The sequence below is a fragment of the Microbacterium sp. NRRL B-14842 genome (genome assembly GCF_050470785.1).
In genome coordinates this window covers 570,351-584,129 of record NZ_JBFLUM010000001.1, presented here as the reverse complement: position 1 = coordinate 584,129, position 13,779 = coordinate 570,351, and the positions used below count along the sequence as shown (strand labels likewise).

Below are 13,779 nucleotides of genomic sequence, written 5' to 3'. Positions count from 1 at the left end.
TGTCAGGGTTTCCGCGAGTCTATCGCGCCACGCTCCCCTCGGCTCTCCTCCGTACGCCGCTCGCGAGAGCACGCTGACACGCGGGCGCAGGCGAGCGTGGGCGACAGAGCCTGCGTCGGCGCGAAAGCCTGCGGTGGCGCGAGCGCGCGAGAACAGGCAGACCCGCGGAAACAGGAGAGCCCGCGGGCGCAGGCGAGCGTGGGCAGCACGGCCTGAACAGGCGCGGAAGCCTGCGGTGGCGGGAGAAGAGGGAGCTCGTGAGGGGGTCAGCGACCGGTGCCGGCGTGGACCGTGGCCTCCGCGTCGCCGTCGAGGCCGTAGGCGGTGTGCACCGTGCGGGCGGCCTCGGTGAGGTCGGTGTCGCGGAGCACGACCGAGATGCGGATCTCCGAGGTGGAGATCATCTCGATGTTGATGCCGCCGGCGGACAGGGCCTCGAACAGGGTCGCCGAGACGCCGGAGTGCGTGCGCATCCCCGCGCCGACCACGGACAGCTTGCCGATCTGGTCGTCGTGGATGAGGTTCTGGAAGCCGACCTCGGTCTGCTCGCCGGCGAGGGCCTTGAGCGCCGCAGCGGCGTCGGCCTTGGGAACCGTGAAGGAGATGTCGGTGCGTCCCGTCGCCGACACGTTCTGGACGATCATGTCGACGTTGGCGCCGGACTTCGCGACGATCTTGAAGATCTCGGCGGCCTTGCCCGGGACGTCCGGCACCCCGGCGACGGTGATCTTGGCCTGGCTGAAGTCGGTGGCGACGCCGGCGACGATCGGTTCTTCCATGACTGCTCCCTCGGCTTCGCGAGGGTTCTTCATGCCCTCGCCCAGAACGTATGTGCCCTCGGCCGACGAGAACGTCGACCGGGCGTGGATGAGGACGCCGTGCCGGCGGGCGTACTCCACGGCACGGATGTAGAGGACCTTGGCACCGTTGGCGGCGAGCTCCAGCATCTCCTCGCTGGAGACGTGGTCGAGCTTCTGCGCCTTCGGGATCACGCGCGGGTCGGCCGTGAAGATGCCGTCGACGTCGCTGTAGATCTCGCAGACATCGGCGGACAGCGCGGCCGCCAGCGCGACGGCCGTCGTGTCGGAGCCACCGCGGCCGAGCGTGGTGATGTCGCGGGTATCGCGGTTGAAGCCCTGGAAGCCCGCGACGATGACGATCGCGCCCTCGTCGAGCGCCTCGCGGAGCCGGACGGGCGTGACGTCGACGATGCGCGCCGCGCCGTGCTGCGAGTCGGTGATCATGCCGGCCTGGCTGCCGGTGAACGACCGCGCCTCGAAGCCCATGGAGTGGATCGCCATCGCCAGCAGCGCCATCGAGATCCGCTCGCCGCTGGACAGGAGCATGTCGAGCTCGCGCGGAGCCGGGATCGGCGCGACCTCGTTCGCGAGGTCCAGCAGCTCATCGGTCGTGTCGCCCATCGCGCTCACGGCGACGACGACGTCGTGACCGGCGCGACGGGTGTCGACGATGCGCTTGGCGACGCGCTTGATGCTCTCTGCGTCGGCGACGGACGAGCCGCCGTACTTCTGCACGATGAGGGCCACGTTCACTCCCTGGGATGTCGGGCGGATCCGCCCACGGTCATTCTACGATCGGCGCGCATGCCGCCCCGCGCATGTGACGGCTCAGGCCGGCGCGGGCGGAACGGGCGTCACCGGACGCAGGCGTCCTCCGGTGGCGGCGAACCAGCACCCGATGATGATCAGCGGGAATCCCAGGAGGAGTCCAGGAGTGAGGGGTTCGGCGAGCACGATCGCGCCGAGCACGATCGCCACGACGGGGTTCACGTAGGTGAACAGCGGCGCCCTGACCGGCCCGACCTCGCGGATCAGCGCGAAGAAGGCCAGGAAGGCCAGCGCCGTGCAGATCACGGCGAGGGCGAGCAGGGCACCGATCGACGGGAGCGTCGGCACCTCATGCTGCGTGAGCAGACCGATCGGGAGGTAGAAGAGGCCGATCATGAGCAGCGACAGCGTGATCGTGCCGAGTGAGGGGACGTCGTTCAGCTTGCGCGCCACGATGAACGGCGCGATCGCGTAGAGCACCGCGACGAGCAGCACCTCCCCGGCCGCGAGCAGGCTCACCTCTCCCCCGAAGAGCCCGGGACCCGCCACGACGATGGCGACCCCGATGAAGCCGACCAGAAGACCGATGCCACGGGCGGGACGCAGCACGCCGCGGTCGCCGCCGCCCAGCGCGATGAGGGCGGCGAACAGCGGCACCGTGGCCACGAGGAGTCCGGTCATGCCGGAGGGCAGTGTCATCTCGGCGTGTCCGAGGAGGAGGAACGGTCCGGCCATCTCCACGGCCCCGAACGCCAGCACCCACGGCCAGTGCCGGAGCGCCGCACGGAGGGCGCCGCTGCGCAGGGCGAACGGCAGCAGGAGGAGCGCGGCGATCAGCGTCCGTCCGGCGACGATCGCCGGCGGGGAGATCGAGTCCACCGCCACGCTGATGAAGAGGTAGGGCACGCCCCACAGCAGGGCCATGGCCCCGAAGAGCAGCCAGCCCCGGCGGGAGAAGCCGGACTGCGGGGTCACAGCACGCGCCGGCCCTCGAAGGCCCGGCCCAGCGTCACCTCGTCCGCGTACTCGAGGTCGCCGCCGACCGGGAGGCCCGAGGCGAGCCGTGAGACCGTGATCTGCATCGTCGTGAGGAGCCGGCTCAGATAGCTCGCCGTCGCCTCCCCCTCCAGGTTGGGGTTCGTGGCGATGATGACCTCCTGCACGGTGCCGTCGGCGAGTCGCGTCATGAGCTGGGCGATCCGGAGGTCGTCCGGCCCGATGCCCGCGATGGGGCTGATCGCGCCGCCGAGCACGTGGTACAGGCCGCGGAACTCCCGCGTGCGCTCGATCGCCGCGACGTCCTTCGCGTCCTCGACCACGCAGATCAGCGCCTGGTTGCGGCGGGGGTCGCGGCAGATCGCGCACCGCTCCTGCTCCGCGACGTTGCCGCAGATCTCGCAGAACCGGACGCGGATGCGGATCTCGGTCAGCAGCTCCGCGAGACGGGCGACGTCGAACGTCGGCGTCTGCAGGATATGGAACGCGATGCGCTGCGCCGACTTCGGGCCGATACCGGGAAGGCGGCCGAACTCGTCGATCAGCTCTTGGACGATGCCGTCGTACATCAGGAGAACCTCGTGGGGGGCTCGTAGGGCTCTTCGCGAAGGAACGTCGCGCCGAGCACCTGGCGGATCACGGCCTCACCGTAGCGCTGCACGCCGCCCGCGGCGGGGGTGCGCTCGATGACGACCGGCGGAGCAGCCGCGGGGGCCGTGCGCGCGGCAGCCTGCGGGGCCGCCGTCGGTGTCGTCCGCGGGGAGGGAGGGCGGTCGTACGGAGCCGGGGGCTCGTAGGCCGGATCGTACGGCGGCTCCTCGTCGAACGCGGGAGCGTCGTCATCGCCCGGCAGCGGCGGCTCGTCGCGGTCGACCCTGCCGTCGGCCGGCGGGGTCGGGGCGGCGGAGGCGGCCTCGACCTCCTCCGGCTCGTCGTCGACGGCGAGGGGCGCCGCGGGGGCGGCGGCCGGTGTCGCGGCGTCAGCGGTCGGGATGGAGGCGACCGCCCACTCCGTCACGGGAGCGGTGGCGGCGCGCGTCTGCGGGCGGGAGGGCCGTGCTGACGCAGGCTCCGATGCGGGAGCGGCGTCGGCCGGCGCGGTGGATCCGGACGAGGCCGGCTGCCGCGGCGCACCGCCGGGTGGCATCGGTGCCGGGAGGTACTTGACACGTACCCCGACCTCCTGCTCGATGGCTGTGCGGAGGTGGTCGGAGGGGCCGGATCCCGGCGTGGTCCCCTTGAACTTCGCGACGTCGTGCTGGCTCGTGAACCCGAGGGTCAGCACCTCGGAATCGCCGTCGTAGGCGAGGGGCTGCACGGCGGTCGCGAGCAGCCAGGACGTGCGGCTGATGCCTTCCAGACGCTTCAGCACGGCCGGCCAGGCGTCGCGGACGCGCTCGAACGTGACGGGAGCGGACGGCGCGGAGGACGACTGCGGGGTCGGAGCGGGCTGGGGCTCCGGAGCGTGGCTGGGCTCGGGAGTACTCTCGGGCTCCGGGGTGCGCTCGGGCTCCGGAGCGGGCGCAGGCTCGGGCGCGTCTGCAGGGGCGGTCGGAGCAGATGGAGCCGACGCCGCGGGCGTCGAGGGCGCCGCCGGAGCGGGCGTCCTCCCCGTGTCGGATGCGACGGTCGGAGACGGCGTCGCGGTCGCCGGCGGGACCACCGGCGGGTGCGTGGTGGCCGGCGGGTGCAGCGCGCCCGACGCGGCGGTGCCGGACGCCGCCGAGCCTCCGGGTGCGGCGGCGAGGACACGAGCGACCATGAGCTCGAGGTGGAGCCGCGGCGATGTGGCTCCGGACATGTCGTCCAGTGCCGCGCTGACCACGTCGGCGGTACGCGAGAGGCGCGCGGCGCCGAACGACTCGGCCTGCCGGCGCATCCGGTCGAGCTCGTCCTCCGCGATGCCGCGGAGGACGGCGGAGGCACCGGAGCCGACGGCGGCGATCACGATGAGATCGCGCAGGCGCTCCAGCAGGTCGTCGACGAAGCGCCGCGGGTCCTGGCCGGTCTGCACGACGCGGTCGATGGCGGGGAAGGCGGTCGCGGCGTCGCCCGCCGCCAGCGCATCGACGATCTCGTCGAGGAGGGCCCCGTGGGTGTACCCGAGCAGCGCCACCGCGCGCGCGTAGCCGACGGTGACGGTCTCCGAGCCGGCCGGGGCGTCCGAGCCCGCGATGAGCTGGTCCAGCAGCGACAGCGTGTCGCGGGGCGAGCCTCCTCCGGCGCGGACGACGAGCGGCAGCACACCCTGCTCGACGATCACGCCCTCTTCCGCACACAGCTTCTCGACGTACTCGAGCATCGCAGCGGGCGGGACCAGTCGGAACGGATAGTGGTGGGTGCGCGAGCGGATCGTGCCCAGCACCTTCTCGGGCTCCGTCGTGGCGAAGATGAACTTGACGTGCGGCGGGGGCTCCTCCACCAGCTTCAGCAGCGCGTTGAAGCCCTGCGGGGTGACCATGTGCGCCTCGTCGAGGATGAAGATCTTGAAGCGGTCGCGGCTCGGAGCGAAGGTGGCCCGTTCCCGCAGGTCGCGGGCGTCATCGACGCCGTTGTGGCTCGCCGCGTCGATCTCGACGACGTCGAGCGATCCCCCGCCCGCCCTGGACAGCTCGACGCAGCTCGGGCACGTCCCGCAGGGGGTGTCGGTCGGCCCTTCCGCGCAGTTCAGGCAACGGGCGAGGATGCGCGCCGAGGTGGTCTTGCCGCAGCCACGCGGACCGGAGAACAGATAGGCGTGACCCACACGGTCGCCGCGCAGCGCGGTCATGAGCGGATCGGTCACCTGCGACTGCCCGATCATCTCGCCGAACGTCTCGGGTCGGTAGCGGCGGTAGAGGGCTGTGGTCACCCCTCCAGCCTACGGCGTGCCACCGACGTTGCTCCCCTCTCGCTCGACCCGGCCTCTTTAACGCGAACCACCCCGTTGCGGACGTCCGCAACGGGGTGGGACGCACGCAACGGGGTGGGTCGGCGGTCAGTCGATCGGCTCGATGACGGGGATGGCGCTCGTGATCACCGGGACCGAGGCGGAGAGCCGGGTGCCGTCGTCGCGGCGGGCGTCGGCGAACTCCTGCAGCGTCGGGCGACCGGGGATCACGGGCCCCTGGTTCGCGAGGGGGACGATGACGTCGTCCTCCAGGGTCGCGATGTAGGCGTTGTCGCGCACGCTGAACGGCACCGGAGGACCGCTGCGCACCTGCACCCGCAGCTCGTGCCGCGTGACGGTCACCTGCATCGCCGTGCCCTGCCACTGCAGCGGGAACGACAGCGAGGGCCAGGACTCCGGGAGCCGCGGGTCGAAGCTGAGGTCGCCGCCGTAGTCGCGCATGCCGCCGAAGCCGCACACGAGCGCCGTCCAGACCCCACCCGCCGAGGCGACGTGCACGCCGTCGGCCGCGTTGTGGTGCAGGTCGTGCAGATCGACGAACAGCGACTGCTCGAAGTACTTCTGCGCGAGGTCCTGGTAGCCCACCTCCGCCGCGAGGATCGACTGCACGACCGCCGACAGGGTCGAATCGCCCGTCGTCAGCGGGTCGTAGTAGTCGAAGTCGGCCTTCTTCTCCTCGGGCGAGAAGTGGTTGCCCTGCAGGAACAGCGCCAACACCACGTCGGCCTGCTTGAGCACCTGGAAGCGGTAGATCACGAGCGGGTGGAAGTGCAGCAGCAGCGGACGCTGGTCAGCAGGGGTGTTCGCGAGGTCCCAGACCTCCCGCTCCAGGAACAGCGAGTCCTGCGGGTGGATGCCGAGGCTCTCGCTGTACGGGATGTACATCGCCTCCGCCGCCCGCTCCCAGGACTCCGCCTCACCGGATCCGAGACCCGTCCGCTCGACGAGGGCCGCGTAGTCCTCCGGGTAGCTGTCGCGGATCTCCCGCACGACCTTGGCCGCGTAACGGAGGTTGTACCGCGCCATGACGTTCGTGTACAGGTTGTCGTTCACGACGGTCGTGTACTCGTCCGGGCCCGTGACGCCGTGGATGTGGAACGTCTGGAGGCCATCGCCGGCACCGGACTGCTCCACGAGCCGCGACCCCCGCCAGAAGCCGAGGGTGGCCCAGAGCCGCGCGGTCTCGATCGCGACGTCGGCACCCTCGCGACGCAAGAACGCCTCGTCCCCGGTCGCCCGCACGTACTTGCCCAGCGCGAAGCTGATGTCGGCGTTGATGTGGTACTGCGCCGTGCCGGCGGCGTAGTACGCCGAGGCCTCCTCGCCGTTGATCGTGCGCCACGGGAACAGTGCGCCGGCCTCGTTGAGCTGGGCGGCCCGGCGACGCGCGGCGGGGAGCATCTTCACCCGGGCCCGCAGCGCGTTGTAGGCCCACCGCGGCGTCGTGTAGGTGAGGAAGGGGAGCACGTAGATCTCGGTGTCCCAGAAGTAGTGGCCGCTGTAGCCGGAGCCGGTCAGCCCCTTGGCGGGGACGCCGGCGCCGTCGGCCCTGGCCGATGCCTGCGCGAGCTGGAACAGGCACCAGCGGGTGGCCTGCTGCAGGTCGTCGCGCCCGCCGATCTGCACGTCGCTGCGCTCCCAGAACGCGTCGAGCCACTCGCGCTGACGCCGGAACACCGTCTCCACGCCCTCGTCCGCGGCCCGGTCGAGGGACCGACGGCAGCGGTCGACGAGCTCCCGCGGGGGCACGCCGCGGGAGGAGTGATAGCTGACGAGCTTGGTGATCGTGATGGGCACGCCGGCCTTCGCCTGCACACGGAAGACGTTCTTGGCGATGTCCGGCTCGATGAGCGTCCGGACGTTGTAGTCGTTCTCCGTCTCGATGATGTGATCGGCGACGACGGCGACGGTCATCCCGGACGCGGCGACCCGATACGACAGGGCGGAGCGCAGGCCGTCCTGCCAGTGCTCGGCCGGCTGCAGCACACGGTCCGCGATGCGCTCGGCCTTGCGCGGGTCGAAGGCGGCGCCCTTGGTCGTCATCGGAGAGCCGGCATACACGCCCGCCCCGTCCTGACGGTTGAGGAGCTGGCAGCTGATCGTGACCGGGGCGTTGGCGTTCTCGACGACGACCTCGAGCCGCAGCACCGCGAGGTGGCGCTCCTCGAAGCTCACGAGACGCTGATCCCGCATGCGCACCCGCTTGCCGGAGGGCGTCTCCCAGACCACGCGCCGTTCGAGCACCCCCGTGCGCATGTCGAGCGTGCGGGCGTACTCGCGCACGTCCGCGTCGTCGAGGGAGATCGGCTCGTCGTCGACGTAGAGCCGCATCACCTTGGCGTCGGGGGCGTTGACGATGGTCTGGCCGACCTCGGCGAAGCCGTAGGCCTGCTCGGCGTGCCGGATGGGCCAGGTCTCGTGCAGACCGTTGATGAAGGTGCCGTGCTCCTGCGCGCCACGCCCCTCGATGTGGTTGCCCCGGAGCCCGAGGTAGCCGTTGCCGACCGAGAACAGCGTCTCGCCGACGCCCTCCTCCGAGTAGCGCGTCTCGATGAGACGCCACGGGTCGACGGGGAAGCGGTCGCGGTCGATCATGCGGTCTCCGGGGTGTCGGTACGGGTGGCGGGAAGCAGGACGCCGAGGTCGTCGACGACGTGGGTGGCCCCGGCGGCCCGGAGCGCGTCGGCGCCCGCTCCGCGGTCGACGCCGATGACCACGGCATACCCCGCCGCGGCGGCGGAGGCGGCACCGGAGGTGGCGTCCTCGACGGCGATGCTGCGGGCCGGGTCGACGCCGAGGGCCGTGGCGCCGGCGGCGAACATGTCGGCAGCGGGCTTGGAGGCGAGGTGCTCGCGCTCGGCGACGACGCCGTCGATCACGACGCGGAAGAAGGAGCGGATGCCGGCGGCCGCCAGCACCTCCTCGGCGTTCTTCGAGCTGGAGACGACGCCGAGCGGGATCCCGGCGGCGTGCAGCGCCTCGACCACGGCGAGGGAGCCGGGGAACGGAGCGATGCCCTGGCTGCGGAGGGAGGTCGCGAACGCGGCGTTCTTGCGGTTGCCGATCCCGCAGATGGTCTCGGCCGACGGGTCGTCGTCCACCGAGCCCCACGGCACCTCGACGTTGCGGCTGCGCAGCAGACTCGCGACGCCGTCGTAGCGCTTCTTGCCGTCGACGTAGGCGAAGTAGTCCTCGTCGGTGTACGGCGGAGTGATGTCCCAGCGGGCGAAGACGTCGTCGAAGACCGCCTTCCAGGCGCGCATGTGCACCTCGGCGGTCGGCGTGAGGACGCCGTCGAGGTCGAACAGCACACCGTCGGCGTGGAACAGGTCGGGCAGCGCGTGTGGCACAGAGCCTCCAGGAGAAGGACGAGGGTCGGGTCGGCACCTCTCCGTGCCACTGTGCAAGCGTAATGGCGGTGACGCGCGCGGGGTAACCCCGGACCGGGATCAGAGCATCTCGGCGGTCTGCCTGGCGATCTGCAGCTCCTCGTCGGTGGGGACGACGAGGACCGTCACGGCGGACGCATCCGTGGAGATGACACGGATGCCGCGCTCCTTCGCCTCGTTGCGGGCGGGATCGATCTCGATCCCCGCGAAGCCGAGCGTCGCCATCGCCGCTGCCCGCACAGGGGCCGCGTTCTCGCCCACGCCGGCGGTGAAGGACACGACGTCGACCCCGCCCAGCTGGGCGATGTAGGCGCCGGCGTAGGCCCGGAGACGGTGGACGTACACGTCGAAAGCGAGTGTCGCGGCCTCTTCGCCCGCAGCGACCCCGGCGAGGATGTCGCGCATGTCGCTGCGACCGGCGAGGCCGGCCAGCCCGCTGCGGGTGTTCAGGAGCGCGTCGAGGTCGTCGATCGTGTAGCCGGCACGGCGCGACAGGTGCACGAGGGCGGCCGGATCGAGGTCGCCCGAGCGCGTCCCCATGACGAGCCCCTCGAGCGGGGTGAGTCCCATCGACGTCTCCACCGAGCGGCCGCCCTCGATCGCGGTGACCGAGGCGCCGTTGCCGAGGTGGAACACGAGCTGCCGCAGGGAGCTGAGATCGCGCCCGAGGAAACGCGCGGCGGCCGCGCTGACGTACTGGTGGCTCGTGCCGTGGAAGCCGTATCGACGGACCCGGTGCGCGGCGGCGAGCTGCGCGTCGATCGCGTAGGTGTAGGCCGCCGGCGGGAGCGTCTGATGGAACGCCGTGTCGAACACCGCGACGTGCGGGACGTCGGCGAATACGGCGCGGGCCGCCCGGATGCCGGCGAGGTTCGCGGGGTTGTGCAGCGGTGCCAGCACGGCGAGCTCGTCGATCTGCCGCTCGACGTCGGCGTCGATCAGGGTCGGCGCGTAGAAGCGCGCCCCACCGTGCACGACCCGATGCCCCACCGCGACCGGCGGATGGGCATCGAGCGAAGGACCGTGCGCGGCGAACTGCGCGCGCATGACCTCGAAGGCCGCAGCGTGGTCGGGGATGGGCTGCTCGTCGCGGTAGGTGGCGTCGAGCATCGTGGCCGACGGTCCGTCACCCGGCTCCGGGCGCACGGTGTGGGCGACAGGGCTGGACTCCTGTCCGATGCGCTCGATGAGCCCGCTGGCGAGTTCGTCCTCGTGCGCGGTGTCGATGAGGCTGTACTTCAGCGAGGACGACCCGCTGTTGATGACGAGGATCGCGCTCACGCCCCCTCCCCCGATCGCTCGTCGCCCTGGGCCTGGATCGCCGTGATGGCCACCGTGTTCACGATGTCGTCGACGAGCGCACCGCGGGACAGGTCGTTGATGGGCTTGTTGAGCCCCTGGAGCACTGGACCGATGGCCACGGCGCCGGCGGAGCGCTGCACCGCCTTGTAGGTGTTGTTGCCGGTGTTGAGGTCGGGGAAGACGAACACGGTCGCCCGCCCCGCCACCGCCGAGTCCGGCAGCTTGGCCTTGGCGACCGCCGCGTCGGCGGCGGCGTCGTACTGGATGGGGCCCTCCACCAGGAGTTCGGGAGCGCGCTCGCGCACGAGTGCCGTCGCCGCCCTGACCTTGTCGACGTCGGCTCCCGACCCGGACTCACCAGTGGAGTACGACAGCATCGCCACGCGGGGGTCGATGCCGAACTGCCGGGCGGTGGTGGCGGACGAGATCGCGATGTCGGCGAGCTGTTCGGCCGTGGGATCGGGGATGACCGCGCAGTCGCCGTACACGAGCACGCGGTCGGCGAGGGCCATGAGGAACACGCTGGAGACGACGTTCACACCCGGCTTCGTCTTGATGATCTCGAAGGACGGACGGATCGTGTGCGCCGTGGTGTGCGCGGCACCGGAGACCATGCCGTCGGCGAGTCCGAGGTGCACCATCATCGTCCCGAAGTAGGAGACGTCCGTGACGGTGTCGGCGGCCTGCGCGAGCGTGATCCCCTTGTGGGCGCGCAACCGAGCGTACTCGGCGGCGAAGCGCTCCACGAGAGCCGGGTCGGTGGGGCTCACCACGTGCGCACCGGCGATGTCGAGGCCGAGCTCCGCCGCCCGCGCACGGATCGCGCCGTCGTCGCCGAGGATGGTCAGCTCCGCCACCTCACGGGACAGCAGCGCCGCCGCCGCGCGGAGGATGCGGTCGTCGTCGCCCTCGGGGAGGACGATATGGCGACGGTCGGACCGCGCGCGCTCCATCAGTCCGTACTGGAACATGAGCGGTGTGACGACGTGCGACTCGGCGAGCCCGAGCTGCTCGGTGAGCTCGGCCACGTCGACATGCGCCTGGAAGAGTCCGAGTGCCCGGTCGTAGCGACCGCGCGAGTCGGCGGAGATGCGACCGCGGGCGCCCATCACCCGTACCGCCGTGTCGTAGGTGCCGAGGTCGGTCGTGATGATCGGCACCGAGGAGGCGAAGCCGTCGAGCAGCTGGAGGATCGGTTCGGGCAGGGGGAAGGGACCGTTGAGGATGATCCCGGCGATCCGCGGGAACGTGCCGGAGGAGTCGGCGAGGAGGGCGGCGAGCAGCACCTCGGTGCGGTCGGCGGGGATCACGACGACGGCCTCGTCGGTGAGACGCGGCAGGACGTTCACCATCGACATCCCGGCCACGACGATGGACAGCGCGACCGCGGTCAGGCGATCCTCGTCGCCCTTGAGCAGCGTCCCGTCGACGGCGGAGACGATGCCGCGGATGGACGGTGCGACGAGCGCGCGGTCCTCGGGCAGCGCCCAGACCGGGGTGCCGGCGGGGAGGACGGCGCGCACCGCGTCGACGATGGCATCGAGCCCGTCCGGGTCGGCCCTGTTCACGGCCACCGCGAACAGCTCCGCGCGCTCCTCGGCGAGTTCCGGCAGCGCGAGGGCGGCGATCTGGCCGACGGCGGCGGGCACCCGCGCGGTCGTGGTGCCGAGCTGCTCGGCCTGCCGCTGCTGGTCGCGCCCGCTCAGCACGAGCAGGACGGGGGCGCCGAGGTTCGCCGCGATCCGGGCGTTGAAGCCGAGCTCCGCGGGGCTCGCGACGTCGGTGTAGTCGCTGCCGACGATCACCACCGCGTCGCACTGCGCCTCGACGGCCTTGAAGCGGGCGACGATGGTCGACAGCGCGCCCTCCGGATCGGCGCGCACATCGTCGTAGGTGACGCCGATGCAGTCCTCGTAGTCGAGCTGGACGCCGTCATGGGCGAGCAGCAGCTCGAGGATCTCGTCGCGCTCCGCGACCGCCCGGGCGATCGGGCGGAAGACCCCGACGCGCGGTGACACGCGCATCAGCGCGTCGAGCGCCCCCAGGGCGATCGTCGACTTCCCGGTGTGGCCTTCGGCCGAGGTGATGTAGATGCTCCGCGACACGGCTCCAGCTTAGGCGGGCGCCCCGACACCGCACCCCACAGCTGCCGTGACAATCGCGGCGGTCACTCGCACGGGCCGGAGAGCACGTCGACGACCGCCGTCGCGTCCTCCTGATACCGCGTGTAGTAGTCCCGATCGGTGTTCACCTGCACCCGGTGGATGGCATGCGAGGGCGCCATCGACGGCCAGTCGGGCACGCGTCCGAGGCGCTCGAAGAACAACCGGGCGGCGGTGGCCGGATCCATCCGCTGCTCCACGCTCCCCCACCAGTCCTGCTGCTGGAAGAGGCCGATGCTCGTCGTGCGCGATCCATCCGGATTGGTCCAGCCGCGCGTCTCCCAGTCCCCGTAGTCGATGTTGCGCAGACTGCTCTCGCCCATCGCGGTCATGACGCCGAGGATCTGGCCGTCCCGCGCGAACCCGAGCTCGTCGGCGGTGCGGATGATGGTCGCAGCGTTCTCGAGCTGTTCACCGCTCCATCCGGCCACCCCTGCCTGGGGGAAGGTCGACGGACGGTCGAGGCAGACCGGCGCCGGATCCCTCGCCAGCCCCAGCGGGATGAGCACGAGCAGCGCCGCCCCCGCGGCCACCACGGCGGCGGACACGGCGACGCGCCGCAGGGTCCGCTTCCGCTGTGCGCGCCGGGCGGCTCGACGGCGGGCCTCGCGGCGTCGGCGGTTGGCGGCCTCGCGCGACGCGGCGGGCCGCCGGGTCGACGTGGTCCGCGTCCCCGTCGTCCTCCTCGTGCGCGGAGCCGTCATCGTCCGATGGCGCGGCGCTGGTCGGGACGCCGTCCGGCGAGCGCGGCCGCACCGCCTCCGATGGCGCCGAAGAGGTGCCCCTGCCAGGACACGCCGTCCGCCACTCCGAACACCCCGGCCAGCATGGTGCCGCCGTAGAGGCCGATCACGACGACGGCGATCACCGCGTAGAGGATGCGATGCGCCACCCGGCCGGGGGCGAACACCCGCATCACCACGTAGCCGAAGTAGCCGAACACGAGTCCGGAGGCGCCGACCGTCAGCGTGCCGGGCGCGTTCACGAGCCAGGTCCCGAGCCCGCCGACGACCGCGACGATCACGGTGACCGCCCAGAATCGGCGCGTGCCCTCGACGGCCACCAGGCAGCCCAGCACGAGGAACGGGACGGAGTTCGCGATCAGATGCGCCCAGCTCGCGTGCAGCAGCGGCGCGAACACGATCCCGAGCAGCCCGGCGGGATCCCACGAGCGGATGCCGAGGCCGCTGAACGAGCCCGGCAGCACGGCGTCCGCGAACTGCACCGCCCACATCGCCGCGAGCAGCAGCACGGGCGACGCGAATCGCCGCAGCGGATGCTCGGGTCTGGCCGGCGGAGGAACGGTCACCGCTCGATTGTCGCAGGAGCACCCTGGGGCCGGCTGGACGCGGGCAAAAGAAAAGACCCTCCGCGCACCCAGCAGAGCCCGGTTACCCTTGCTGCGTTTCCGCCCTGGGGGAATTGGCCTGGATGCCGCCACGCGGAGAGCCGTCGTCCACTCTACCCGACGC

General features: G+C 71.6%; 10 protein-coding genes and 1 other RNA gene. All 11 read right to left on the bottom strand.

Going from position 1 to position 13,779, the window contains the following annotated elements; translation table 11 throughout:
• Nucleotides 1-266: 266 nt before the first annotated feature.
• Nucleotides 267-1,547 (bottom strand): aspartate kinase, encoded by a 1,281-nt coding sequence (locus AB1285_RS02940; protein ID WP_025104257.1) that lies wholly within the window; start codon nt 1,545-1,547, stop codon nt 267-269.
• An 81-nt stretch (nt 1,548-1,628) separates the two neighbouring features.
• Nucleotides 1,629-2,543, bottom strand: coding sequence for a DMT family transporter (locus AB1285_RS02935; protein ID WP_187662162.1), 915 nt, complete (start codon nt 2,541-2,543; stop codon nt 1,629-1,631).
• Nucleotides 2,540-3,133, bottom strand: a complete 594-nt coding sequence (gene recR, locus AB1285_RS02930) for a recombination mediator RecR (protein WP_025104255.1) — start codon at nt 3,131-3,133, stop codon at nt 2,540-2,542. The genes AB1285_RS02935 and recR overlap by 4 nt, the downstream gene beginning before the upstream one ends.
• Nucleotides 3,133-5,415, bottom strand: coding sequence for a DNA polymerase III subunit gamma and tau (locus AB1285_RS02925; protein WP_370429101.1), 2,283 nt, complete (start codon nt 5,413-5,415; stop codon nt 3,133-3,135). Before AB1285_RS02925 ends, recR begins: the two co-directional genes overlap by 1 nt.
• Nucleotides 5,416-5,541: 126 nt before the next feature.
• On the bottom strand, nt 5,542-8,049 hold the full coding sequence (locus tag AB1285_RS02920; protein ID WP_187662164.1) for a glycoside hydrolase family 65 protein: 2,508 nt from the start codon (nt 8,047-8,049) through the stop codon (nt 5,542-5,544).
• Nucleotides 8,046-8,804 carry a beta-phosphoglucomutase family hydrolase gene (locus tag AB1285_RS02915; protein ID WP_187662165.1) on the bottom strand — a complete coding sequence of 253 codons (759 nt, stop codon included), beginning with the start codon at nt 8,802-8,804 and terminating at the stop codon, nt 8,046-8,048. Before AB1285_RS02915 ends, AB1285_RS02920 begins: the two co-directional genes overlap by 4 nt.
• Before the next feature lie 99 nt (nt 8,805-8,903).
• A complete protein-coding gene (locus AB1285_RS02910; RefSeq protein ID WP_187662166.1) occupies nt 8,904-10,124 on the bottom strand; it encodes an acetate/propionate family kinase in 1,221 nt (406 codons plus the stop codon).
• Complete coding sequence (pta, locus tag AB1285_RS02905; RefSeq protein WP_370429100.1) at nt 10,121-12,250, bottom strand: phosphate acetyltransferase; 2,130 nt, start codon at nt 12,248-12,250, stop codon at nt 10,121-10,123. The genes AB1285_RS02910 and pta overlap by 4 nt, the downstream gene beginning before the upstream one ends.
• A 62-nt stretch (nt 12,251-12,312) precedes the next feature.
• Nucleotides 12,313-13,011 carry a hypothetical protein gene (locus tag AB1285_RS02900; RefSeq protein WP_370429099.1) on the bottom strand — a complete coding sequence of 233 codons (699 nt, stop codon included), beginning with the start codon at nt 13,009-13,011 and terminating at the stop codon, nt 12,313-12,315.
• Entirely contained in the window at nt 13,008-13,616 is a 609-nt protein-coding gene (locus tag AB1285_RS02895; protein WP_280568572.1) for a rhomboid family intramembrane serine protease, read from the bottom strand. The genes AB1285_RS02900 and AB1285_RS02895 overlap by 4 nt, the downstream gene beginning before the upstream one ends.
• A 48-nt stretch (nt 13,617-13,664) precedes the next feature.
• Nucleotides 13,665-13,761: signal recognition particle sRNA small type (gene ffs, locus AB1285_RS02890), an RNA gene on the bottom strand.
• Nucleotides 13,762-13,779: the final 18 nt, after the last annotated feature.